Source organism: Agrobacterium sp. 16-2014-1-2a, assembly GCF_053522705.1.
In genome coordinates this window covers 247,058-271,657 of record NZ_JBNWBX010000001.1, presented here as the reverse complement: position 1 = coordinate 271,657, position 24,600 = coordinate 247,058, and the positions used below count along the sequence as shown (strand labels likewise).

The 24,600-nt window shown below is 58.6% G+C and carries 22 protein-coding genes and 2 tRNA genes; 10 read left to right on the top strand and 14 right to left on the bottom strand.

Going from position 1 to position 24,600, the window contains the following annotated elements; all coding sequences use genetic code 11:
• Nucleotides 1–21 precede the first annotated feature (21 nt).
• Together ACQZ45_RS01340 and ACQZ45_RS01335 are read left to right on the top strand one after the other, a co-directional pair.
• Nucleotides 22–96: transfer RNA gene (locus ACQZ45_RS01340), tRNA-Glu, on the top strand.
• A 450-nt stretch (nucleotides 97–546) separates the two neighbouring features.
• Nucleotides 547–621: transfer RNA gene (locus ACQZ45_RS01335), tRNA-Glu, on the top strand.
• 129 nt (nucleotides 622–750) lie between these two features.
• Here the strand turns inward: ACQZ45_RS01335 and recJ are convergent.
• The 5 genes from recJ to ACQZ45_RS01310 form a co-directional block, all read right to left on the bottom strand.
• Nucleotides 751–2,559 (bottom strand): single-stranded-DNA-specific exonuclease RecJ, encoded by a 1,809-nt coding sequence (recJ, locus tag ACQZ45_RS01330; RefSeq protein ID WP_113291742.1) that lies wholly within the window; start codon nucleotides 2,557–2,559, stop codon nucleotides 751–753.
• 103 nt (nucleotides 2,560–2,662) lie between these two features.
• Entirely contained in the window at nucleotides 2,663–2,887 is a 225-nt protein-coding gene (locus ACQZ45_RS01325) for a hypothetical protein (protein ID WP_025593517.1), read from the bottom strand.
• 187 nt (nucleotides 2,888–3,074) lie between these two features.
• On the bottom strand, nucleotides 3,075–4,385 hold the full coding sequence (locus ACQZ45_RS01320; protein ID WP_003515377.1) for a homoserine dehydrogenase: 1,311 nt from the start codon (nucleotides 4,383–4,385) through the stop codon (nucleotides 3,075–3,077).
• A gap of 61 nt (nucleotides 4,386–4,446) precedes the next feature.
• Complete coding sequence (locus ACQZ45_RS01315; protein ID WP_003515379.1) at nucleotides 4,447–5,667, bottom strand: LL-diaminopimelate aminotransferase; 1,221 nt, start codon at nucleotides 5,665–5,667, stop codon at nucleotides 4,447–4,449.
• A 300-nt stretch (nucleotides 5,668–5,967) separates the two neighbouring features.
• Nucleotides 5,968–6,927: a nucleoside hydrolase gene (locus ACQZ45_RS01310; protein WP_113291743.1), complete on the bottom strand. Its 960-nt coding sequence runs from the start codon at nucleotides 6,925–6,927 to the stop codon at nucleotides 5,968–5,970.
• Between the two features lie 179 nt (nucleotides 6,928–7,106).
• On the opposite strand from ACQZ45_RS01310, the gene ACQZ45_RS01305 reads away from it, so the two are divergent.
• Nucleotides 7,107–7,910, top strand: a complete 804-nt coding sequence (locus ACQZ45_RS01305) for a TSUP family transporter (protein WP_113291789.1) — start codon at nucleotides 7,107–7,109, stop codon at nucleotides 7,908–7,910.
• Nucleotides 7,911–7,953: 43 nt separating this feature from the next.
• Here ACQZ45_RS01305 and ACQZ45_RS01300 read toward each other — a convergent pair whose 3' ends face one another.
• The 8 genes from ACQZ45_RS01300 to hemN form a co-directional block, all read right to left on the bottom strand.
• Nucleotides 7,954–8,652, bottom strand: coding sequence for a hypothetical protein (locus ACQZ45_RS01300; protein ID WP_003515385.1), 699 nt, complete (start codon nucleotides 8,650–8,652; stop codon nucleotides 7,954–7,956).
• Nucleotides 8,653–8,931: 279 nt separating this feature from the next.
• Nucleotides 8,932–9,861: a lipid A biosynthesis lauroyl acyltransferase gene (locus tag ACQZ45_RS01295; RefSeq protein ID WP_162736191.1), complete on the bottom strand. Its 930-nt coding sequence runs from the start codon at nucleotides 9,859–9,861 to the stop codon at nucleotides 8,932–8,934.
• 4 nt (nucleotides 9,862–9,865) lie between these two features.
• Nucleotides 9,866–10,894 (bottom strand): zinc-binding dehydrogenase, encoded by a 1,029-nt coding sequence (locus tag ACQZ45_RS01290; protein ID WP_003515388.1) that lies wholly within the window; start codon nucleotides 10,892–10,894, stop codon nucleotides 9,866–9,868.
• 152 nt (nucleotides 10,895–11,046) lie between these two features.
• Nucleotides 11,047–12,330, bottom strand: a complete 1,284-nt coding sequence (locus ACQZ45_RS01285) for a beta-ketoacyl-ACP synthase (RefSeq protein ID WP_003515389.1) — start codon at nucleotides 12,328–12,330, stop codon at nucleotides 11,047–11,049.
• A 12-nt stretch (nucleotides 12,331–12,342) separates the two neighbouring features.
• Nucleotides 12,343–13,539, bottom strand: coding sequence for a beta-ketoacyl-ACP synthase (locus ACQZ45_RS01280; RefSeq protein WP_003515391.1), 1,197 nt, complete (start codon nucleotides 13,537–13,539; stop codon nucleotides 12,343–12,345).
• A 209-nt stretch (nucleotides 13,540–13,748) separates the two neighbouring features.
• The gene (locus ACQZ45_RS01275) at nucleotides 13,749–14,228 is read right to left on the bottom strand and encodes a hotdog family protein (protein ID WP_019566224.1); all 480 of its coding nucleotides are present in this window, start codon (nucleotides 14,226–14,228) and stop codon (nucleotides 13,749–13,751) included.
• Nucleotides 14,229–14,317: 89 nt separating this feature from the next.
• Nucleotides 14,318–14,602: an acyl carrier protein gene (locus ACQZ45_RS01270; RefSeq protein ID WP_019566223.1), complete on the bottom strand. Its 285-nt coding sequence runs from the start codon at nucleotides 14,600–14,602 to the stop codon at nucleotides 14,318–14,320.
• A gap of 114 nt (nucleotides 14,603–14,716) precedes the next feature.
• A complete protein-coding gene (gene hemN / locus ACQZ45_RS01265) occupies nucleotides 14,717–16,066 on the bottom strand; it encodes an oxygen-independent coproporphyrinogen III oxidase (protein WP_113291746.1) in 1,350 nt (449 codons plus the stop codon).
• A gap of 212 nt (nucleotides 16,067–16,278) precedes the next feature.
• On the opposite strand from hemN, the gene fnrN reads away from it, so the two are divergent.
• Nucleotides 16,279–17,004: a transcriptional regulator FnrN gene (gene fnrN, locus ACQZ45_RS01260; RefSeq protein ID WP_448742121.1), complete on the top strand. Its 726-nt coding sequence runs from the start codon at nucleotides 16,279–16,281 to the stop codon at nucleotides 17,002–17,004.
• Between the two features lie 385 nt (nucleotides 17,005–17,389).
• Here fnrN and ACQZ45_RS01255 read toward each other — a convergent pair whose 3' ends face one another.
• Complete coding sequence (locus tag ACQZ45_RS01255; RefSeq protein WP_003515396.1) at nucleotides 17,390–17,812, bottom strand: hypothetical protein; 423 nt, start codon at nucleotides 17,810–17,812, stop codon at nucleotides 17,390–17,392.
• A gap of 138 nt (nucleotides 17,813–17,950) precedes the next feature.
• On the opposite strand from ACQZ45_RS01255, the gene ACQZ45_RS01250 reads away from it, so the two are divergent.
• From ACQZ45_RS01250 to ACQZ45_RS01225, 6 genes are all read left to right on the top strand, one after another.
• A complete protein-coding gene (locus ACQZ45_RS01250) occupies nucleotides 17,951–19,810 on the top strand; it encodes a class I poly(R)-hydroxyalkanoic acid synthase (protein WP_113291747.1) in 1,860 nt (619 codons plus the stop codon).
• A 30-nt stretch (nucleotides 19,811–19,840) separates the two neighbouring features.
• Nucleotides 19,841–20,560 (top strand): DNA/RNA nuclease SfsA, encoded by a 720-nt coding sequence (gene sfsA / locus ACQZ45_RS01245; RefSeq protein WP_112155014.1) that lies wholly within the window; start codon nucleotides 19,841–19,843, stop codon nucleotides 20,558–20,560.
• A 31-nt stretch (nucleotides 20,561–20,591) separates the two neighbouring features.
• Complete coding sequence (gene map, locus ACQZ45_RS01240) at nucleotides 20,592–21,425, top strand: type I methionyl aminopeptidase (protein ID WP_025593534.1); 834 nt, start codon at nucleotides 20,592–20,594, stop codon at nucleotides 21,423–21,425.
• 12 nt (nucleotides 21,426–21,437) lie between these two features.
• Nucleotides 21,438–22,283, top strand: a complete 846-nt coding sequence (gene radC / locus ACQZ45_RS01235) for a RadC family protein (protein WP_003515400.1) — start codon at nucleotides 21,438–21,440, stop codon at nucleotides 22,281–22,283.
• Nucleotides 22,284–22,429: 146 nt separating this feature from the next.
• Nucleotides 22,430–22,852 carry a TadE/TadG family type IV pilus assembly protein gene (locus tag ACQZ45_RS01230; RefSeq protein ID WP_003515401.1) on the top strand — a complete coding sequence of 141 codons (423 nt, stop codon included), beginning with the start codon at nucleotides 22,430–22,432 and terminating at the stop codon, nucleotides 22,850–22,852.
• Nucleotide 22,853: 1 nt separating this feature from the next.
• A complete protein-coding gene (locus tag ACQZ45_RS01225; RefSeq protein ID WP_003515402.1) occupies nucleotides 22,854–24,593 on the top strand; it encodes a TadG family pilus assembly protein in 1,740 nt (579 codons plus the stop codon).
• Nucleotides 24,594–24,600: the final 7 nt, after the last annotated feature.

Sequence of the window (24,600 nt, the reverse complement as noted above, 5' to 3'; positions counted from 1 at the left end):
GGCGCCACACCACAAGCGCACGCGCCCTTCGTCTATCGGTTAGGACGTCAGATTTTCATTCTGAAAAGAGGGGTTCGACTCCCCTAGGGCGTGCCACTTGCATTCGTGTTTCCCCTTTCGAAAATATAAAGCAGCTTCGCAGACAGCGGATTCGTCACGCGTGATCGATGCGCCGGAACCGATTCCCGGGCGATACGTTAGAGTGCTGTCCCCCCGATGGAAGGCAAGCCGGATGAATCGCCAGCGGGCAAATCGACCGGCTTGCCTTTCCCCTTCCAGCCAAATCACAGTGTCGGTTCTTTCTGGCGGGCAGCAGATGTCAGCTAAGGGTTGGAGAACCACACCCGAGGCCTTCCACGAGTCATGAAGGCATTGCCGGCGCGCCGTGATAGCGGCGAAATTTCAAGGCCTTGGCCAGTCCCGGCGCAGTTTTCCACAGCCGGTCCGGCCTCCATAAAAAAACTCGTCACGAAGCGGAAAAAATCAATTTTTCCGCTTGCGGAGCAACGGGAGCCTGACTATAAGGGCGCCACACCACAAGCGCACGCGCCCTTCGTCTATCGGTTAGGACGTCAGATTTTCATTCTGAAAAGAGGGGTTCGACTCCCCTAGGGCGTGCCACTTGCTTCTCCTTGAAAATCAGTATTATGCGTTCAAATATTCACGTGATGTGTGAGATAGAGGATGCATGCCGTTTCAGGCCTTCCTTCAGCTTTTCCCGTTAAATCAAGTCTCGATCTGTGCCGACTGTCAGGGCGCGAAAGCCGCGTCCAGAACACGCAGCTGCACACGCCTCTGGCCCTGCCAGAGATCGGCACCCACGGTGCCTGCCACGTGGATGGACCTGCCACGCGCATTCAGCAGCATCTGCCCCAGAGGGGCCTCTGCGGCGCGGAATGCGATGCCGTCCAGCCGTGAACCATCCATGGCCTCCAGCGTGATCTTGACGTGGGAGGTGCCGACCAGACGCACATCGCGCAGCCGGTGGGCAGGCACGGCAAAAATGGGCTGAGAATGGCCGGAGCCATAAGGACCAGCCTGTTCCAGCTGATCGACAAGCTGCAGGGTCGCGCCAGACGCGCCGATTGCGCCGTCGATCTTCAGCACGCTACTTTCCACCAGCTCGCTCACCGTCTTTGCGGCAGCCTCTTCGAAGAAGGTCCGGAGTTTGCCGAGATTGGCGCGTTCCACCGTCAGGCCCGCGGCCATGGCGTGACCGCCACCCTTGACCAGCAGGCCGGCATCCACAGCGGCGCGGACCATTTTGCCCATATCGAAACCATTGATCGAGCGGCCGGAGCCCGTACCCTTGCCAGAGGGATCGAAAGCGATGGCAAAGGCCGGGCGGCGGAAACGGTCCTTGAGGCGTGAGGCAAGCAGGCCAACGATGCCAGGATGCCAGTTTTCCCGTGCGGTAACGATGACGCCAGCGCCAGACCCGTCCCCATATTCATAAAGCGCTTCCGCTTCGGCTTCCGCCAGCATCACGGCTTCCATCGCCTGTCGCTCGCGGTTCAGCTCATCCAGCTTTTCGGCAATCACGTCCGCCTGTGACGAGTCGTCGAGTGTAAGCAGACGGCTACCCAGTGCGGCATCGCCAATACGGCCACCGGCATTGATGCGTGGCCCGATCAGGAAACCTAAATGATACGGTGTCACCGGCCCACCCAACCCCGCCTTCCTGAACAGCGCCGCCAGCCCGGCGTTGTTCATATGGCGCGCGGCAATCAACCCCTTTACCACATAGGCGCGGTTCAGCCCCTTCAAGGGCACCACGTCGCATACGGTTGCGAGTGCGACTATATCCAGCAGCGCCAGCAGATCGATCGTGAACGCCTGTCTGTTGCGCCTGTCCTTCAATAGCCTGAGGGTGGCGACCAGAACCAGAAACACCACGCCTGCGGCGCAGAGATGCCCCTGCCCCGAAAGATCGTCTTCGCGGTTGGGATTAACCAGCGCCACCGCCGGCGGCAGTTCCGAACCGACCTGGTGGTGATCGATCACCACCACATCTGTTCCCGCATCCTTTGCGGCATTCAGCGATTCATGGCTGGTGGAGCCGCAATCGACCGTCACGATCAGGGTCGCGCCATTGGCGGCAAGCTGCTGCATCGCCGCCGGGTTCGGCCCATAACCCTCGAAAATACGATCTGGAATATAGATTTCCGGCGTCAGCCCGAAATGCGCGAGAAACCGATACATCAGCGCGGAAGACGCGGCGCCATCAACGTCATAATCGCCGAAGATCGCCACCTTCTCACCGGTCTCGATGGCGCGGACCAGCCTTTCGGCAGCCTTTTCGCAATCTGTCAGCACATGCGGGTCGGGCATCAATGAGCGAATGGTCGGATCGAGGAAAGCGAGAGCCTCATCCACCCCCACCCCTCGCCCGGCCAGCACCCGGGCAATCAGTTCGGGAATGGCATGGATCTGGGACATGGCCAGCGCACGGTTCTGTGCGGCCTGATCCAGCCGCGAAACCCAACGTTGCTCTGTCGCCGACCGCTCCACGCTTAGAAATGCGCGGACCACGGTATCGGCCGGCTCCATCATTGCCATCCTGTCCATCGTCCTGTCATGCGAATGCGTATCCGCGCCTTGTCATGACAACGGGCTAAATGGCGATGGCGCCTTTTTCAAGCAAAAACGCCCGTATGAGGTTTCACACCGAGAAAATCGAGAAAAACGGGCTGACGATCGATACCGCGCCGACCAGCAGCAACAGGGAAAACACCGCAAGTGAACACCAGTTGCGCTCATATTCGGCAATATCGAATTCCATGCCTCGAATATTGTCGTTGGCATTGTGAGGCCTCGCCCGATGATGGGCGGCCAGAACGCTTTCGCGCTTACTGTCCTTGAAAAGGATAATCGATGTCACAGCCACGCCTCCCTCGCTTGGTAACATGATTAACCATAGAGCCGAATCGCGTTGTTTTCCAGCGGTTCTGAGGCGATCCCCTCAAATTTTATGGCGGCTTATCCGGTGGTCACCAAAACGGGTTTCGGGAGAAAAAAGACCGCGCCTCCATATGGTGGCGCGGCCCTCAAATTCAGAAAAATTGTAAAGCGTCTCAGGTCCGCTCGATGCGGATGACCTGGGGTTCGCTAACCAGATATTTCTCGTTCTTGATCGCCTTGACGGCCTTGCGGATCGCATCTTCCATCGTCGCGTGGGTCACGAGGATAATCGTCTGCGGCGCGCCTTCCACATGCACGCGCTGGCGCTGCACAATGGATTCCAGCGAGATGTTGTTATCCGCCATGCGGGTAGCGATGGAGGCGAAGACGCCCGCCTGGTCCTTCACCGTCAGCCGGATAAAATAGCCGCCTTCATGGCTCTTCATCTTGGCGCGACGATAATCGGTCAGCGACTTCGCCGGACGGCCGAGCACCGGAACCTGCTGGGCACCGGGACGGCTCTTGGCGATATCGGCGATGTCACCGAGCACGGCAGAGGCCGTGGCATTGCCGCCCGCACCTGGGCCAACCATCAGAAGCTCGCCAAGAATATCGGACTCGATCGCCACCGCATTGGTGACGCCATCAACCTGCGCAATAACGGAATCGAGCGGCACCATGGTCGGATGCACCCGCTGCTCGATACCGGATTCGGTCACCTGCGCAACGCCGAGAAGCTTGATGCGATAACCGAGCTCGGCGGCCGCCTGAATGTCCTCGCTGGAGATGTTGGTGATGCCTTCGAGATAGATGTCGTCGGCCGAAATCTTGTTGCCGAAGGCAAGCGTCGTCAGAATGGCGAGCTTGTGGGCGGTGTCGTTACCCTCGATATCGAAGGCCGGATCGGCTTCGGCATAACCCAGCCGCTGCGCTTCTTTCAAACAGACCTCGAACGACAGCCCTTCCTTCTCCATCTTGGTCAGGATGTAGTTGCAGGTGCCGTTCATGATACCGTAGATGCGCGACACGTTGTTGCCGGTGAGAGATTCACGCAGCGCCTTGATGACGGGAATACCGCCGGCCACAGCCGCTTCGAAATTGAGAAGCGCACCCTTGTCTTCGGCAATCGTGGCCAGCTCGACGCCGTGCTTGGCGAGCAGCGCCTTGTTGGCTGTCACCACATGGAGACCGCGCGAAAGTGCTGCGCGCACAGCTTTTTCCGCCTGGCCGGAAGCACCGCCGACCAGTTCCACCAACACGTCGATATCGGCTTCGTTGGCAAGCTGCTCCGGCGTATCGAACCAGGTAATACCCTTGAGATCGATGCCGCGGTCACGCGAACGGTCGCGCGCGCTCACTGCAATAATCTCAATCGCGCGTCCGCAGGTAATCGCAAGTTCGTTGCTTCTCTGCTGGAGGATGCGCACGAGCGAAGCGCCGACAGTGCCGAGCCCCGCTATGCCGATTCTCAATGAATCTGCCATGGGTATGTTCCTGATTTGCTGGTGATGGTGACGGCCGGGGCCCGGCCGCCTTCGGTTGCCCTTATCTGTGGGCATTGAGCGAAACGACATTGTGCATCGTTTCGTCAGCACTCGACAGGAAACGCTTCAGATTGCGCGCTGCCTGACGAATTCGATGCTCGTTTTCAACGAGCGCGAGGCGGACGTAATCATCGCCCATTTCGCCGAAGCCGATGCCGGGAGCAACGGCAATGTCTGCCTTCTCGACCAGAAGCTTGGAAAACTCCAGGCTGCCCAGATGGCGGAACTTTTCCGGGATCTTCGCCCAGGCGAACATCGTTGCCGCCGGCGGCGGAACTTCGAAGCCCGCCTTGCCGAACGTATCGACCATGACGTCGCGACGGCGCCGATAAACGCTGCGTACCTCCGCGATGTCGGAGCCGTCGCCGTTCAGCGCGTGCGTCGCCGCAACCTGGATCGGCGTGAAGGCACCGTAATCGAGATAGGACTTCACGCGGGTCAGCGCCGCGATCAGCCGCTCGTTGCCAACGGCAAAGCCCATGCGCCAGCCCGGCATGGAGAAGGTCTTCGACATGGAGGTGAATTCCACCGCAACGTCGATTGCACCGGGAACTTCGAGAACCGAAGGCGGCGGATTGTTGTCGTCGAAATAGATTTCCGAATAGGCAAGGTCGGAAAGCACGATGATTTCGTGTTTCTTCGCAAATGCGATCACGTCCTTGTAGAAATCGAGCGAGGCAACGTGCGCCGTCGGGTTCGACGGATAGTTGACGATCAGCGCCAGCGGTTTCGGAATGGAGTGGCGCACCGCCCGCTCCAGAGGCCCGAAGAAGCTCTCGTCCGGCTCCACATTCATGGAACGGATAACGCCGCCCGCCATCAGGAATCCGAAAGCGTGGATCGGATAGGTGGGGTTCGGACACAGGATCACGTCACCAGGCGCGGTTATGGCCTGCGCCATATTGGCGAAACCTTCCTTGGAACCAAGGGTCGCGACGACCTGCGTATCGGGGTTCAGCTTCACGCCGAACCGGCGGGCATAATAACCAGCCTGCGCGCGGCGAAGGCCGGGAATGCCCTTGGACGAGGAATAGCGATGGGTGCGAGGGTCCTGAACGACTTCGCACAGCTTGTCGACGATCGCCTTGGGGGTCGGAAGGTCGGGATTGCCCATGCCGAGATCGATGATATCGGCCCCGGCCGCTCGCGCGCTCGCTTTCAAACGGTTGACCTGTTCGAAGACGTATTGCGGCAGACGCCGGACCTTATGAAACTCTTCCATCACTTTCCTCATGGAAATGGACCGGTTCTGCCGGCCCATAACGAAGTTCGTTCTTGTTGTTAAACGCCGCCGACACGAACCGATCCGGCGGGCGCTATTCATTGTACCGCAAAGCACAAGAAAACCTACAGCGGTTTTCTCGGTCCACGCGGCATCGCGATCATCCGCCTTGTGGCTCCGGCGCGGCCTTTTCAGACCACAGGCAAGGCGAATTGCGCAATGTAATCAGGAAACCTGCATAACGCCAGATTCTTGGAAATTGCAAGGCAGACCATGGTCAAGAACGGCCATTCCGGCCGTTCAGTCACGCTCGCCCTTCACAATTGCCGCGCGGATGACGGAAAGCACCCGCTCCGGCTTGATATCGGTGCAGATGAGCTGGCTCGGATGCCCGTCCCAGTCGCCCGGCGGAAAGGCGCGGCCATCCGGCTTCTGAATGGTCTGGCCATCGGCAAGCCCGCCGCAGACGACGCGTACAGGGCCGCTGCGGGTCTCGAACAGTTCGGGCGCGACAAGGTAAACGCAGGCGCAGCTGTCATGCACCACCATGCCATCGCCGGTGCGTGTCTTGTAGAAATCGATGTAGAATTGCGACAGATCGGAAAGCAGCCGCACCGGCTTGCCGCCCGCCTCTGCCATCTCGGCCATGAAGGCGCTCGTCATCACCGTTTTCGTCGTCACGTCCAGGCCGACGACGACCACGCGCCAGGGCGCGGTGAAGACGAGATCGGCCGCTTCCGGATCACCGTGAATATTGGCCTCGGCCGCCGGCGACACATTGCCGTTGATATCGAAGGCGCCGCCCATGACGATCACCTGCTTCACCAATGCCGCAAAATCCGGCTCTTCACGCAGCGCCAAGGCCAGATTGGTCATGCGACCAACAGCGATCAGCGTCACCTCGCCGGGATTGGCCTTGACCGTCTCGATAATAAAGCGATGCGCGGGACGCGGATCGAGCGGCAGATCGATGGTCTCTGGAATATCGATATCGCCGAGACCGTTTTCGCCATGGATGAAAGTCGGCCAGTGGCCTTCCTTGCGGGCCGGATCGAAGGTCACGCCCGCACCTTTCGCTACCGGCGCCGTCATCTGCCATTCCCGTTTCAGGAAGAGCGCATTGCGAGTGGTGATATCGATGGGCGCGTTGCCGAAGACGGTGGTGACGCCGATCAGATCGATATCGGGGTGACTGTGCAGAAAAAGAAGCGCCATGGCATCATCTACACCGGGGTCCGTATCGAATATCACTTTATGCATAATGCCCTCATCCTGATGTCTCGCCATCGCCGCGTCTGGCGGTGCGCCACGGAAACATAACCATAAGCGGCAACACCGCAATCCCCCTGCCCGTCTCGGATCGGAGAGAAAAATATTGCGTGGCGATCTTTTCGGTGAAAGAAGAGGCCCTCTCCCTTAAGCCCGCCTGGACATGCCAAGTGCAAGACATCGCCCTCAACGTTTTCCTCGTTCTTTTCTGCGTCGCCATTTTTGCCGGATTTATCGATTCCATCGCCGGCGGCGGCGGTCTCATCACTATCCCGGCCATGCTGATCATGGGAATTCCGCCGCTCGATACGCTCGGCACCAACAAGCTGCAATCGCAGTTCGGCTCGGCGTCGGCCACCATTGCCTATGCCCGCCGCGGCCATGTCAATCTGAGGGAACAATTGCCGATGGCGATCATGGCGATGATCGGCGGCGGGCTCGGTGCTTTCACCGCCGCCTTCGTGCCGTCAGACCTCCTGCGTACCATCATGCCCTTCCTGCTGATCGCGATTGCCCTCTATTTCGCCTTCAAGCCGCAGCTCAGCGATATCGACAGCCATCGCCGCATCACGCCTTTCGTGTTCGGCCTCACCGCCGCACCGCTCGTGGGTTTCTATGATGGCGTTTTCGGCCCCGGCGCGGGTTCCTTCTACATGCTTGCCTTCGTGGGGCTTGCCGGCTTCGGCATGCTGAAGGCAACCGCCCATACCAAGCTTCTGAACCTGGGTTCGAATTTCGGCGGCTTTGTTGTTTTTGCGGCTGGAGGCGCGGTTCTCTGGAAGCTTGGCATCGCCATGGGCATCGGCCAGTTCGTCGGCGCGCAGATCGGATCGCGTTTCGCGATGAAAAACGGCGCGAAGATCATCCGCCCGCTTTTGGTTCTTTCCTGTCTGGCAATGGCGACGAAGCTTCTTGCGGATGCATCATCCGCATGGTCAATCTCCACGATCTGGGAAACCATCTTCCCGAAATGACAGGAAAAGGACACGGCTCGAAGCTTGCGTTCGAACCGTGAATTTATGCCGTGGCGCGACGGCGCCTGCGATCGGCGATTTCGCGGATGACCACCATTGCGCCAACCAGCTTGTAGTTGGAGGAATAGCAGGGCGACATTTCCAGCGATTTTACGATCGTATGGCCGTCATGATCTTCGGCATAGGTGTATTTCGACGTACCGCCCTTGAAGCAATTGTCGAGCCTCTCCCGCAGATCGTTCTGAAAACGGTGCACTCCGACAAGCTCGGCGATATGACATCCCAAAGGCCCTTCCGGCGTATTGCGCGGAAAAGCATCGATCCCATTGGCGAATGATACCCGATAACCGGGAGAGACGACGACCACCGGCTCATCGAGGTCGTTCAGCATATCCTCATCGAGAATGAGATGGCGGTGATGCCACTCCAGGATGTCCTCGTCCTCGTCGCCGATCACCTTTGCCTTGAGCGGCATGCCGACATAGCGATCAACCAGCGTTCTCAAAAGATCGGAGTTGCGCTGCACGCAGCCGAGATCTTCCGCCTCGTGATTAAGGAGGTCGATGGCGAAACGGAATTGCTCACGAATGTCCTCGGAACTGCCGGTCTTACGCCCGATGACCCGATCAAGCAGCAGCTCCAGTTCACGCTCCAGCACTGCGATCTTGTCGGCCTCGTTCTTACCAACCGCTGATTGCAGTTCCGTATAACGCAGCCAGAACAGCTCAATCAAATCTTTCAACCCAACTCTCCCTGAACGGGCAAACAGCCCGCTCCCAATCCGAATGGATAGACACTTATCCCCTCATTGTAGCGTCTGTGCATTAAAAAATGACGTAACGACACGCAGGACCGCCGCAGGGATTAATCTCTAAAATATCATAGCTACTGCTATTTTTTCAATTTCGATAATCCATGAACGAAAAATAAGGTTCCACTAATAAGTAAAAATACTTAAAAACGCAATTTTACGGCCGAATTCTGTAAAAAATCACTAGAAATTCGGCCGCGCTGCAAATAATCAGATCTGGTGTTTAACGTCCCAACGGTCGTGATACCACAGCCATTGTTCTGGATATTCGCGGACCCAGCTTTCCACCTTGTCATTCAAAAGCTGCGCCGTCGCCTGAATATCGACATTTCCTTTTTCATCGCGCGGAATTTCAACCCTCGGCTCTATTTCCAGCCGGTAGCGGTTATCAGGCAGACGCACGCAGCGGGCGGGATAGACATCGCAATTGAACTGCCGCACCAGCTTGGCAAGAAGCGGGTTGGTGCGCACCTCATGGCCGAAGAACTTCGTCGTCAAGCCTTTGCCGAACTTCTGGTCGACGAGCACGCCGACACCGCCGCCCCTTTCCAGCTGCCGCGCAAGCGCGAAGGAAGAGCCGGCATGCGACGGCACGAGATTGCCCATGCGTTCCTTGCGGAACTTGAACACCTTGTCGGCCACGAAAGGATTATTCGGCGGCCGGAACAGCACCGTCACATCCAGACCGAAGGCAGAACTGGCCACCGGCAACAATTCGAAATTGCCGCTATGGGCAGTAAATACGATGAAGGGCCGCGGGTTATCGCGAAGCTCGATAAAGGTCGAAATACCCTCGACCCGGATACGGCCCGGCTCGCTATTTTCCGGATCGAAATCGAACAGCCTGTCGAGAAAGACATATTCCGCCGCAAGCCGCCCCATGCTGCCCCAGCTGTCCATTGCGATGGTAAGCCGCTCCTCTTCGGATTTCTCCGGAAAGGCGCGCGCCAGATTGTAGAGCATCAGCTTGTGGCGGCCGGTTTTCGGCCCCACGAAACGCGCCAGCCTGTCGGCAGCGCGAATTCCCGCGTCAGCTGGAAATATCTTCAGCAGATTGAGAAGGCCGAAGGCAAACGTCGCAATCAGCCATTGCCGGAAATGGTCCAGCTTCAGGACGATCCGCGAAATGAACAGTTTCAAGGCGTCAATCCATCCGCAGAACGATTTTGCCGAATACCTGGCGCGTTTCCATGCGCTCTAGCGCCCGGTCGATATCCTCGAAGGTGACTTCTGTGTCGATAACAGGATGAACGATGCCGCGCGCCATCTTCTGCATGGCGTTTGCCATGTTTTCCATGCGGCAACCGAAGGAGCCGAGCAGCTTCAGCTGCTGCTGGAACAGCATCATCAGGTTGATATCGGTCGATACGCCTGAGGTTGAGCCGCAGGTGACGAGACGGCCGCCACGCTTCAGCGAGAACATCGATCCCGCCCAGGTGTCTTTGCCGACATGCTCGAACACCACGTCTACACCCTTCTTTTTCGTCAGCTTGCGCACGACGCCTTCGAAACGGTCGGTCCGGTAGTTGATGACGTGATCGGCACCCAGAGCCTTCGCCCGTTCGATCTTGTCGTCGGAGCCGACCGTGGTGATGACGGTGCAGCCCATCTTCTTGGCCAGCTGGATCGCCGCCGTGCCGATACCGGAACCGCCGGCATGCACGAGGATCGTTTCGCCCGATTCCAGCTTGGCATTGTCAAACAGCATGTGTTCGACCGTGCCGAAGGTCACAGGCGCCAGAGCCGCGCCGATGGCATCGACGCCATGCGGCGCCGGAACGAGCTGGCGGGCCGGAATATTGATCTTTTCCTGCGCAAAGCCGTCGAGATGGAAACCGTGCACGCCCTGAACATGTTCACAAAGATTGTCACGGCCTTCACGGCACGGCTTGCAGATCCCGCAGGTGCGCGCGCCGTAGATCGCGACGAGCTGGCCAGGCAGCACATTCGAAACGCCCGGGCCAATGGCCTCCACTACGCCGGAAGCCTCAGCACCGATCGTCAGCGGCATCTTGCGCTTGGCAAAAGCCATGCCGCGCCAGCCCCAGACGTCGATGTGGTTCAGCGCCACGGCCTTGACGCGCAGCGTCACCTCGCCCGGACCTGGTGCATCGGGTTCAGGCAGGTCCACTTTTTCGAGCTTCCGGTCGTCCACGAGTTGAAGAGCGCGCATGTTTTTAGTCCTTCGCCCGGAGGCGTCTATCTCAAGAGTAATTCCAGCAAAACTCTTTAACGGTTTTGCGGTCGGAATGTGTAGTCACACCAGCGAGAGCGTTCCCGGGCTTCGTTCAGGCCGGAAACGCCCCTGTCTTCTGGCGGAACCGGTTAAGCCGGTTCACGCGTCATGACAAGGCTGGCATTCTGCCCGCCGAACCCGAAGGAGTTGGAAAGCACGGCATTGACCGTCGCGTCCCGCTTCACATTCGGCACCACATCGAGCGAAATGGTCGGATCGGGGTTGTTGTAGTTGATCGTCGGCGGCAGGGTGCCGGTCAGCATGGTCTGTAACGAGAACACCGCCTCAACCGCGCCGGCCGCCGTCAGCGTATGGCCGATCATCGACTTGTTGGATGACAGCGGAATGTCTTTCAGGCCTTCGCCGAAGACGGCAAGCATCGAGCCATATTCCATCTTGTCGTTTTCCGGCGTCGAGGTGCCGTGGGCGTTGATGTAGCCGATATCGCTTTCAGCAACACCCGCATCCGCAAGTGCGGCGCGGATCGTCGCGATCGCCGGGCCGCCATCTGGCGAGGAACGCGTGCGGTGGAAGCTATCCGCCTTTTCACCGGCGCCCTTGATGATGCCGAGAACCTTCGCGCCGCGCGCAATCGCCGATTCCAGCGATTCCAGCACCAGCGTTGCCGCACCTTCGGCGATCACGAAACCGTCGCGGTCCTTGCTGAACGGCTTGGATGCCTTTTCCGGCGGCTCATTCTGGGTCGACAGCGCCGAGAGAAGCGAAAAGCGGATCAGCGCTTCGGCGCTGACCGAACCGTCTGTCGCAACCGTCAGCGCGCGCTCGGTGCGGCCCTGGCGGATAGCCTCGACACCAAGCTGGATTGCGGTCGCGCCGGATGCACAGGCCGTCGAGAGCGTGACCGGCAGGCCGCGTGTACCAAAGCGGTCCGAAAGACGCTCCGAAATCGCGCCGAAAAGAGCCGCTTCCTGAAACGCCGGGTCCGGACGTTGACGGAAAGCCGTCAGGAACCGTTCATAGGCATCACCCGGCTGGGCGGCTGGAGGAGACCGGTCGGCAAGCTCGAAACGGGCGCTCCATTCCGGCTCGATCGGTGGTGCAGCCAGAAACAGCGGGCCATCGAAATCGCCCGAGATGCCGGCCTGCGCCAAAGCCTCAATGGTTGTCTCGCGTGCAAAGGCATAAGAGCGCTCGACGGAATTCGGAACCGGGATGTCGATGAAATCGACGGTGCCGCTGATCCTTGTGGAAAGCCCCTCCGTCGGGAAACGGGTGATCTTGTGGATGCCCGACTTGCCCGCAGTCAGAGCCGCCCAGTTATCGGCAAGACCCTGCCCGAGCGATGTGATGATGCCCATACCGGTGACTGCAACGATCGGGCGACCGAGATGATCCTTGAAGTTGGAAGTCATGGTCTTTTCTCCTCACACGTCACGGGACAGAACGGCGACACCTTCGCCGCGAACATGGCCGACGGTGGTGACGACCGCTTCGCTGGCCGCCTCGCCCATGGGCTTTTCCGCGGCGCCATCGAAAGTAGGAACCTTCGCGCCGCTTTCAAGCGTCAGGGCGGCAAGCGCCAACCCAAGCGGGAACTGTGCTTCAAGTCCATGGCCGGTGATACCGCCGAAACCGCGAATGACGGCCTGCGGCAAAGCTTTTTCGAGAATATTCTTTTCACGCTGCGTCACGGCGTCGTAACCGCTCGCACCGGAAAACACGACGGTCGCAGCACTGTCCTTTGCAGGGGCAAGCAGCCGTTCCATGCGCTTTTCCATCTTGCCGTCATCACGGCTACCACGATCGCCCTCGATGGCGTCGATGCGGGCATAGATGCGTGCGCCGCGTTCACTGGCGTGCTTGCGCGATTCCAGCACTAGGAAGGCTCCCAGTGAACCGGAAATCATGCCGCCGCCGTCCTGGCCGCCACGCGACCACAGAGGCTGCCAATCGCCCTGCGCGTGCGCGCCGATCGCTTCAAACAGTAAGATCATGTCCGGGCGCTCGGCCGAGAAGGCGCCGCCCACCAGGGCGTGGCTGGATTCGCCGGAACGGATACGGTGAAACGCAGTCTCGACGGCGGAAATGCCGGCTGCTTCCTCGCCCATGAAGGTGCGGGAGGACCCTGTGACCTTATGCACGATGGAGATGTTACCGGCCATCAGATTGGAAAGCTGGGCGAGAAACAGGGTCGGACGCAATTCCGTCGTCAGCTTCTCGTTGAGCAGCACTTCGCGGTCGTTGCGTTTCAGCGCCTCATCGACAATCAGCGTATCGACATTGATGTCGCGCTCGCCACCGCCGGCAGCCACGATCATGTCCATGGTAGCGCAGGCTTCCGGGTTTTCCTTCAGCCCTGCATCATCAAGCGCGAGGCCGGCGGCAAAAACGCCGAGACGCTGCCAGTTTTCCATCTGGCGCTGGTCGCCGCGCTTGGCAATCTGCGTGGACCAGTCGATCTCCGGCATGGGATGAACCGGATAGGGTTTGAACTTTTCGGTCTCGATCACCGTTGCCGGCGCCGCAGTTCCCGAAAGAAGCGCAAGATGCGCCTGGCTGCCGACGCCGTGACAGGTCACGATGCCGACCCCGGTTATCACCACATCATTGTCAGATTTCATCGTCTGTCATCCTTTGCAGCCTGACCTATTGAAGCGGTCACGGCTATCCAACAGCGGTCGCAAACGACCACTCCATGCGTTGCGGAATAAAGCGCGCGATGCGGATTGGCAATGGTGAAGGCCCGATCCGCCAGCACAAGCCCACGATTTTCGTGAATCAAAACCGGGTCTAGGGGAAAAATGCCGTCTCCCGGCATCAGCGGAAGCGCTTATTTTTGCGCATCCGCGGCAATCGCCGCCATCAGGCCGACTTCCTCGGCCCGCTTCCTGACGATAGGCGCGAGCGGAATTTCGCTGAAAGGCATTGTCCTGAGCTTCAGCTGCGCATCGCAGACCTTCTTGCCTTCGCAAGTGATCTTCGCCTTGGTGACTGCAAAACCCGAACCGTCATGTTCCAGCACCGCCTCGATATCGAGAACCGCGCCCGGCTCCACGAAGGTGCGCATCTTGGCGCCGTCAACCGACATCAGGAAGGGCATGGCGGAAAAATCGCTGAACGCCAGAACCATCATGCCGGAAGCCTGCGCCATGGTCTCGATCAGAAGCACGCCCGGAACCAGCGGCATGCCGGGGAAATGTCCCTCGAAAACCGGGCTTTTGTCGGGAACGACAGACCGCGCCTTCAATGTGCGCGTCGCCATATCCACGGCTTCGACCTTGTCGATCATCTGAAAATATTCAAGCAGCATCCGTCCGGCCCGTTTCTGGTCGGTTACGACCCGTCCCTGAAGGTCAGGTCCAGAAAAAGAAATGCCCGCTCGAAGCGGGCATTATCGCCTCAGCCCTTGGCTGCGCGCAATTCGTCGATCTTGGCACAGAGGTTCTTCAGCACGAAATATTCTTCGGTGGTAACCTTGCCTTCGTTGACTTCCTGCGTCCACTGCTCGAGCGGAATCTTGATACCGAATTCCTTGTCGATGGCGAAAACGATATCCAGAAAGTCGAGGCTGTCGATGCCCAGATCGTCGATCGTGTGGCTTTCCGGCGTAATGGTTTCGCGGTCGATTTCGCTGGTTTCGGCGATAATGTCGGCAACCTTGTCGAATGTAGCTGTCACGCCCATAATCCTTATTGTCGTTCGTATTAAATATCCTGTCTGACGCACCACATAGGCAAGTCGCACAAAAAAGCCAATGGTTTCGTGACGTAACTTTGAAATTTGCCTTAAAACTGTTGCCTAAACAGCAACCGAATGACGGCCGCGTCCGCTGCCGAGATAGGCGTCAAAGGTTGCCGCGATATGACGGACAAAGGGTTTTCCCGCCTCCGTCACGGCAAAAACATCGCCATCCATCCGCACCACACCGTCCCTGTCGCCGCCAGCGAAAAGCTGCGCCTCCATGCTGACGGAATGGCTGGCCTTGCCGAAACGCCGCTTCAAATCGCCCAGATCGAGCGAAAAATCGCACATCAGCCGCTCGATGACATAGGAGCGCAGGTGATCCTCGTCAGACAATTCTATTCCCTTGAGAACCGCGAAACCACCCTCGCCCACCATCCGCTGATATTCCCCTGTCGCCACCATGTTCTGCACGTAGCCCTGGGGCAACCGGCCGATCGCGGATGCACCAAGCCCGATCAGGGCATCAGCCGTGTCAGTGGTGTAGCCCTGAAAATTCCGCCGCAGCTCCCCCGTCTCGACCGCGCGGCTCAGAGTGTCGGCGGGCTTGGCGAAGTGATCGATCCCGATTGCCCTGTAACCCGCCTTGCCGAGCATCTCCGCCGCCATCGTCATCTGGCGGTAGCGCTCGGCAATATCTGGCAATGCCTCCTCAGGGATCAGCGACTGGTGTTTTTTCATCCACGGAACATGCGCATAACCGAACAGCGCGATCCGGTCGGGGTCGAGTGAGATGATCTGGTCAACCGTCTGTTGCAATGTCTCGCAGGTCTGGAACGGCAGGCCATAGAGAATGTCGCAATTAACCGAGTGAACGCCCCTTGCCCGCACGGCATCTACCACCGATTCCGTCTGCTCGAAGGTCTGAATCCGGTTGATGGTTTTTTGCACTTTGTCATCAAAGTCCTGCACACCGAGGCTCGCGCGCGTCATGCCGATGACGGCAAGCGCGTCATAACGACTTTCGTCAAGATCGTTCGGGTCCATTTCCACGCTGATTTCAGGCGCCAGACCAAAGGTGAAATGGCGTCTTAGACAGTCCATCAGGCCCACCATGTCTTCAGGCCTCAGCATAGTGGGAGAACCGCCGCCAAAATGCACCGCGCTGACCACTGCATCGGGGGAAACAAGCGAGCCGACGGCTTCTATCTCCCGCCTAAGTGCCTCAAGATAAACGGCAATCGGCTCGTATTTCAGCGTGTGCTTGGTGTGGCAGGCACAGAACCAGCACAGCCGGTCGCAATAGGGAATATGCAGGTAAAGCGATATCCGGTTCCGGTGGCCAAGCTCGCCGAGCCAGCGGCGATAGGTGCCATTATCGATTCCCTCGTGAAAGTGCGGCGCGGTAGGATAGCTCGTGTAACGCGGCACGGCGCCCGAATATTTGCGAAGAAGTTCGGTATTCATCCCCGGATTTGCCTTTTATCAAGAAAATGTCGATTTCCTCCCCTTCAGTAACGGCTGCGACAGTTTGCAACTTTGACTTCAATCAAATTGCACCTTAAGTTCTTGCTAAAGTAGACGCGGGGGCGACGACTACGCGGCGCAAGCCTTCGAAAAGACCGGATTTTACACCTGCGGTCGCATTCAGCCCTTAAAGCCAGCATCGGAAAAGGCTGATGGACACGCTACAGAAGACCATCCACAATTCGGAATATCCCGTCGTATGCCGCTCCTGCGAGGCGCGTCACGGTGGTCTTTGCAGCACGTTGACGCCGCAGCAGCTCTGCGACCTCAACCGTCATTCCAGCCGTAAGAAGCTGGAAGCGGGCAACGAGCTGCTTGCCCAGGGGGAGCTCGTCAGCTCCTACGGCAACATTCTCAACGGCGTGGTGAAGCTCTCGAAGATGATGTCGGATGGCCGCCAGCAGATCGTCGGCCTGCAATTTGCACCGGATTTTCTCGGCCGCCCGTTCATGGCGGAAAGCAAGATGACGGCGGAAGCCGCAACCGATGTGGAAATCTGCCTGTTCCCGCGCCGCATCGTCGACCGCATGGTTTCCGAAGTGCCGGATATGGAACGTAAGCTTCACAGCCAGTCTCTGAAGGAACTGGATGAGGCGCGCGACTGGATGCTGACACTTGGCCGAAAATCGGCACAGGAAAAGGTTGCCAGCTTCCTTTATATGATCGCCACGCATATCGATCCGGAAAAGGACGATAAATCAACGTTCGACCTGCCGCTATCGCGCGCAGATATAGCCGATTTCCTTGGTCTCACCATCGAAACAGTTAGCCGGCAAATGACTAAGCTGCGCAAGGAAGGCACGATCAGCATCGAGAACAACCGTCATATCACAGTGCCGGACCTCGATATGCTCAGAGAAGCCGCCGGAAACGACTGACCGGCGTTTTTCAACTTTTCATCGTCCCTGCGGCGCTGACGTTCCGATGTTGATGTACGGCGCCCGCGCCTGCGCGGGTGCGAGCGCAAAACCGGCAAGAACCAGCAAAGCAGCGATGCATCTCATGATATTTCACCCTGTCTACCGCTTTTTCAGCGGCCTGTTTGTTATGACCGCATCATAAGCGGCAAAGCGCATCCATCCGCTTAACATCTTCAGTAAGCAGATGGTTCAACGGCACGGTAAATAAGGGGTTATGAAAACGGCTTGGTAACAGAATGAAGCACAAGGATTGCCGTTATCCTCGGCCTTGTGCCGAGCGAATCTCGAGATCCACAGGTTGTCGATTCTCGGTAAAGGCCCCAGAACGACGAACGGAAGAACCTTACTGCGTAACAGGCGTCGCAACCGGCTTCTGGTTTTCGCCAAGCGCCCGCAATTCCGCGACTCGGCGTTTGTATTCAGCTTCCGAAATCTGGCCGTTGCGGCGTGCAGCACCCAGGCGCGACAGGTTCGATTCCATTTTGGACGCCTCGTCATCCCCCATCTGGCTGCCGGCAGCCGTAATCGGTGCTGAAAAGCTTGGATAGGTGCCGGTATCGCGTCTCTGGCTCACCACATTGTCGCTGACGGGGCGCGGGCCAACGATTTGGGCTTGCGGGTGGGGCATATGGGCCGGTGCGACGATCGGTGCCGGGGTCTTGCAGGCGGCAAGTACTGTAACGAGCATGGCGCCGGAAAGCGAAAGAAGGGCGATCCTTCCAGCGTTTTCCGCAAATCTTCCCCATGTACCCATGTGCTTGCCCATCGTCATGTTCCGCCTGTAAGGATATCGCCGATATCGAATTCGACTGCGGTTCGGCTCTTCGTGGCCTCCCCTTGCTGGTGGAACTTGTATTCGTTTTCATGCAGAATGTGCAAACACAAATTTGGTGGAGGACAGCGCATGGCAGGTGTTGACGGCGGGGCAGAGAAAAAGGGTGGCAAAACGCCCGGTTTCGACGCCACATCCGCCGAGGCTTACCTGATCCGCGACCCGGAAGCCTTTGCGGTCAACATCGCCCGCGCGCTGGAAAACCTCGGCAAAGCCGCGTCCGAATGGCTGGCACCCCGCGAACGCGGTGAAATTCCGCAGACCAGCGCCGATCCGATGACCGACATCGTCAAGACGCTCTCCGATGTCGCCGAATACTGGATGGCAGAACCGAAGCGTTCACTCGAAGCGCAGACCCACCTGCTTTCCAGCTATTTCGATCTGTGGACAAAATCCGTGGCACAGTTTTCGGAAGATGCCGATTCCCGCTCGGAAAAGGCCGCGGAGACCGGCCCGGCAGAGCGAAAGAACAGGCGTTTTGCCGACGCGGACTGGCAGGCCAATCCGTTTTTCGATTTTCTCCTCAAAGCCTATCAGACCACCGTCGGTTTTGCCGACCGGATGGTTATGGAAGCCGAAGGGCTGGACGAGCACACCCGCACCAAGGCGTTGTTTTACATGCGCCAGGTGACGGAAGCCCTCTCGCCGGCCAACTTCGTCTTCACCAATCCGCAGGTCTTCCGCGAGACGGTCGCGTCCAGCGGGGCCAATCTCGTCAAGGGCATGGCACAGCTTGCCGAAGATGTCGCGGCCGGCCACGGCCATCTGAAACTGCGCCAGACCGATTACAGCAAATTCGTCATCGGCCAGAACATCGCCATCACATCAGGCAAGGTGGTTGCCAAAAGCCCGCTCTGCGAGATCATCCATTACGCGCCGACGACGAAAAAGGCCTTCAAACGGCCGCTGCTCATCGTGCCGCCATGGATCAACAAATTTTATATCCTCGATCTCAACCCACAGAAATCCTTCGTTAAATGGTGTCTCGATCAGGGTCACAGCGTGTTCATGGTCTCGTGGATCAACCCGGACGCCAGGCTGGCCGACAAGGGCTGGGAGGACTATATCCGCGAAGGTATCGATTTCGCCCTCGACACGATCGAGGAGCAAACCGACGAAAAGGACATCAATGCCATCGGCTATTGCGTCGGCGGCACGCTTTTGTCTTCGGCCCTGGCATTGCATGCGCAGGAAGGCAATGAGCGCATTCGCAGCGCCACACTTCTCGCCGCCCAGACGGATTTCATCCATGCGGGCGACCTCAAGGTCTTCATCGATGAAGGCCAGCTCGCCGCGCTCGACAGGCACATGCAGGCCGTCGGTTATCTCGATGGCTCGATCATGGCCACAGTCTTCAACATGCTGCGCGCCTCCGATCTTATCTGGCCCTATATGGTCGATAATTATCTGCGCGGCACGGAACCCCTGCCCTTCGATCTCCTCTACTGGAATTCAGATTCGACCCGGGTGACCGCTGCCTGCCATTCCTTCTATCTGCGCAATTGTTATCTCGACAACAATCTCGCCCGCGGGCTGATGCGCGTGGCGGACAAACGGATCAACCTCGGCGACATAAAAATCCCCGTCTATGATCTCGCCACCCGCGACGACCATATCGCGCCAGCGAAATCGGTCTTCACGGGGGCGGCACTGTTCGGCGGCCCCGTGGAATTCGTGCTCGGCGCTTCCGGCCACATAGCCGGTGTGGTCAATCCGCCGCAATCCGAAAAATACCAATATTGGACAGGCGCATCACCATCCGGAGACTTCGATGCCTGGCAGACCGCAGCCACGGCCCACAAGGGATCATGGTGGGTGCACTGGCAAAACTGGATCGAAAGCCAGAATGGCGAGAAGGTAAAGGCAAGGGCGCCGGGAGACGGCAAGCGACCAGTGCTCGGTGATGCACCCGGAACCTACATCCTGTCCTGACCAGCCCCCACCTCTCACCTTTCAGGCCACATGCTCTTCACGCCCCCACTCGTTCCCGCCACGCTGATCGCCCGCTACAAGCGTTTCCTCTTCGACGCCGTTCTGGAGGACGGCACGGCGATTACAGGCTCCTGCCCCAATACCGGCTCCATGCGCGGATTGACCACGCCCGGCTCGCGTATCTGGATGTCCGAGCATGACAGCCCAACCCGCAAGTATCGGCATATGCTGGAAATGGTCGAGGCCGATGGCACCGTGGTCGGCATCAATACCGGCATGCCGAACCGGCTCGCGGAAGAAGCGATCCTCAATGGCCGCATCCCGCAGCTTGCCGGCTATTCGACGATCCGGCGCGAGCAGAAATACGGCCGCAATTCCCGCATCGATTTCCTGCTTTCCGAAATTGGGCGGCCGGATGCCTATGTGGAAGTAAAAAACGTGCATTTCATGCGCGAAAAAGGTCTGGCCGAATTCCCTGATACCGCCACCAAACGCGGCGCCAAACATCTGGAGGAGCTGGGCGACGCAGCAGAGGCCGGTCACCGGGCGGTGATGCTCTATCTCATTCAGCGCAACGATTGCGACCGGATGCGCATCTGCGACGATCTGGATCCGGTCTATGCGCTGGCGTTTCAGCGAGCCATGTCGCGCGGCGTGGAGGCCTATGCGGTGAAATGCGACGTTTCCCCGGCACAAATTTCAGTCACGGGAACGGTTAAGATGGACGAATGGCGTCCGGCTGTTTTATGAACAGGGACGTAAAGAGACAGAAAGCACTATGATGGTCACCTATATCGACGCAGCCTCCGCCCCCCTCAAGAATACCGGCGTCATCCGCCTTTATACCCCTGAGGATTTCGACGGGATGCGCAAGGCGTGCCAGCTGACGGCGCGTTGCCTCGACGAACTGGCGGCAATCGTCAAGCCGGGTGTGACGACTGATGCCATCGACCGTTTCGTCTTCGAGTTCGGCGCTGACCATGGCGCTTTGCCGGCAACACTGAATTACCGCGGTTATACGAAATCCGTCTGCACCTCTATCAACCATGTGGTCTGCCACGGCATTCCGGACGCAAAGCCGCTGCGTGAAGGCGAAATCGTAAATATCGACGTGACCTATATTCTGGACGGCTGGCACGGCGATTCGAGCCGCATGTATCCGGTTGGCACGATCAAGCGCGCAGCTGAACGTCTGATGGAGGTGACCTATGAATGCCTGATGCTCGGCATTGCGGCAGTGAAACCGGGTGCGCGCACCGGCGCGATCGGCGCGGCTATTCAGGCCTATGCCGAGGCGGAACGCTGCTCGGTGGTGCGAGATTTCTGCGGCCACGGCGTTGGACGCCTGTTCCACGACACCCCCAATATCCTGCACTACGGCCGCCCGGACGAAGGCCCGGAGATTCGCGAGGGCATGATCTTCACCATCGAGCCGATGATCAACCTCGGCAAGCCGCATGTGAAGGTACTCTCCGATGGCTGGACGGCAGTAACGCGCGACCGCTCCCTTTCCGCACAATACGAACATGCGGTCGGCGTAACCGCGACCGGTTGCGAAATCTTCACACTGTCGCCGGGCGGCTTTGACCGTCCGGGCCTGCCGCCACTCGCATAAGGCCAGACCGCCATGGCAAAACGCCCTGCCCCGCCTTCCGCCGATCTTCCATCGACCTCCGGCTTTCAGGCGGGAAACGGCGATCTGTTCGACGGAACGGATGAGCGCGGCTTCTTTGCCGAACCGCGAAGTGCGGTGAAGAAGACCTCGGAACACCCCGCAGCCGTTGCGGAGCCGGAAGCGGAGATCGCACACTATCACGGCCATCGGGACAGGCTGCGGGCGCGTTATCGCGACGGCGGCGATACCGCCCTTGCCGATTACGAACTGCTGGAGCTTCTGCTTTTCCGGCTGATACCGAGGCGTGATACCAAACCCATCGCCAAGGCGTTGATCGCCCGCTTTGGTACCCTTGGCGGGGTGCTCGGCGCGCCGCTGCCGCTGTTGCAGGAGGTGAAGGGCGTGGGTGAGGCCGTGGCGCTCGATCTGAAGCTCGTCGCCTCCGTTTCCCAGCGCATGCTGAAAGGCGAACTCCGCAACAAGCAGATTCTCGGCTCCTGGTCTTCGGTCATCGACTATTGCCATGCCGCCATGGCCCATGAAACCCGCGAACAATTCCGCATCCTGTTCCTCGACAAGCGCAACGTCCTGATCGCCGACGAGGTGCAGGGTCAGGGAACCGTGGACCACACGCCGGTTTACCCGCGCGAAGTGGTGCGCCGCGCCCTCGAACTTTCCTCTACAGCTTTGATTCTAATCCACAATCATCCGAGTGGAGACCCTACCCCCTCGCGTGCCGATATCGAGATGACCAAAACCATCATCGATACGGCAAAGCCGCTGGGGATAGCGGTGCACGACCACATCATCATCGGCAAAGACGGCCACGCCAGCTTCAAAGGGCTTCGGCTGATCTGAAATCCATGGGTATTAACGCGAAGGGCTTTCCCGGCCTGCAACCCATAAGAGCGACATCAATACAAAATTAACACCTATAAATTAGCATTTCCGAAAATAAGAATAAAGGCATCTGACTTTGGTGCCTGAAGAAACGGGGGTGCTTTATGCGTAATGGAGTGCATTTCCTTCGTGATCGATCCGGCTCGTCCGCTGTCGAGTTCGCTATCGTCGCGCCGATTTTCTTTCTCGTCCTGCTGACAATGATTGCCTACGGTATCTACCTGATGGCCGCCTATTCTGTGCAGCAGATCGCCGCCGACGCGGCAAGGACGGCAGTTGCCGGACTGAATACGACCGAGCGCCAGCAGCTGGCCCGTGATTTCGTCACCAAAAGTGACCTCAGCTACGCCTTCATGGACAAGACGCGTTTCACGGTCAACGTCGCCACCGATCCCGCCAATGCCAACCAGTTCACGGTCAAGGTGGAATATGACGCCCGTGATCTGCCGATCTGGAGCCTCTACAGCTACACCCTGCCCGAGCCGGTCATCCGGCGTTTTTCCACAATCCGGATCGGAGGAGCATGACATGCAAAATATCTCTTCTTTGCTTCCCCGTTTCCTGAAGGATCGCACAGGCAACATCGCCATCTCGGCCGGGCTTACCGCACCGCTTTTCATCGGCATATTGGCGCTTGGCGTCGATTATGGCTATCTGACCCTGCAGAAGCGGCAATTGCAGCAGACCGCCGATCTTGCGGCCATATCAGCGGCGGCCAATGCCGCTGATCCCGAAAAGGCGGTCCAGCAATATTTTGCCCTCAACGGCATGAATCTCGGGGTCAAGACACCGAATGGCCTCTTGACCGTAGACGGTCTTCAACCTTTCGACCCCTTGAACGAATTTGCCAAGAGCAACGGTTATGCCGAAGTCGTCAAAGGTCACTATGAGCCGGACGCGACCCTGCCTGTCGGCCAGCGTTTCGTCGAAAATGCACTTCCCACCAATGCGATGAAAGTGAATATCGTCGAAAAGGGCCAGATATTCTTTGCCTCCGCCTTCACCACGCCGCCCAAGATTTCCGCGGCTGGAACGGCCTCATCCCAAAAGATCGCGGCATTTTCGGTGGGCTCGCGACTGGCAAGCCTCGATGAAGGCATTTTGAACAGCCTGCTCGGCGGCTTGCTCGGTACGACGGTCTCGCTCAAGGTTATGGATTACCAGGCGCTTGTGGCTGCTGATGTCAACGCGCTGCATGTCGTCGAAGCGCTGGCTGTCGATCTCAACCTGACAGCCGGCACCTACAAGGATGTCCTGAAGACGGAAATCACCTACGGCAAATTCCTGGACGCGCTGACGAAGACCACCGGCCTGCAGCCGGCTGTGGCCAACATTCTGAAGACGCTGGCAAAAACCGCCAACAAGAGCAACATCAAGCTCAAGCTTGAAGAAATCCTCAATCTCGGCCCGTTCTCGGACAAGCTGATCGGTAGCGGCGAAAACCTAAAGGTCACCGCAGGCGTCTTCGATCTTCTCAACGCCGCCGCCGTGGCAGGCAATGGCGGCAACCAGCTGGCGCTCAACCTCAACGCCAATCTTCTCGGTCTAGCCTCGGTCAAGACAACGCTCGCCATCGGTGAGCCACCCGTCGAAACGCCGTCGCTTGCCGTCGGCGGCCAGGGCACCGTGGTACGCACCGCACAAACCCGGCTGGCGGTCAGTGTCGTGGTTGACGGGCTTCAGGCGATTGCCGGTCTGAAGGTCAATATTCCGCTCTATGTGGAAGTCGCCCATGCCGAAGCGCGGCTCGCCGACATTCGCTGCACGGGCGGCGGACAGGGTACGGTCGATGTCGAAGTCGTTCCCGGCGTCGCAGAAATCGCGCTTGGCAATGTCGATACCACGGCCTTTGCCAATTTCGGCAAGGATCCGCGCGTTACCAAGACGGCGATCGTGGATTCGGCCCTGCTCGCCATCAATGGCAGCGCCCTCATCAATGCCACGAACATGACGAAGACCAAGCTGACCTTTACCCAGTCGGATATCACCCAGGCCAAGATCAAGAGTGTTTCCACGAAGGATACCGTTACCACTCTTGTCAGTTCACTGTTGAAGAACCTCAATCTGGATATCAGGCTTCTCTTCCTTAATATCGATCTGGGAGGTCTGGCGGGCATCCAGTCAGCGCTTGCCAACACGCTCGCGGCAGTCACGGCGCCCGTGGATCAGCTGCTCTACAACGTGCTGCTGGTACTCGGCGTCAAGATTGGCGAAGCCGATGTGCGCGTCACCGACGTTCGCTGCCAGCAGCCGGCACTCGTCCAGTAATCAGGCC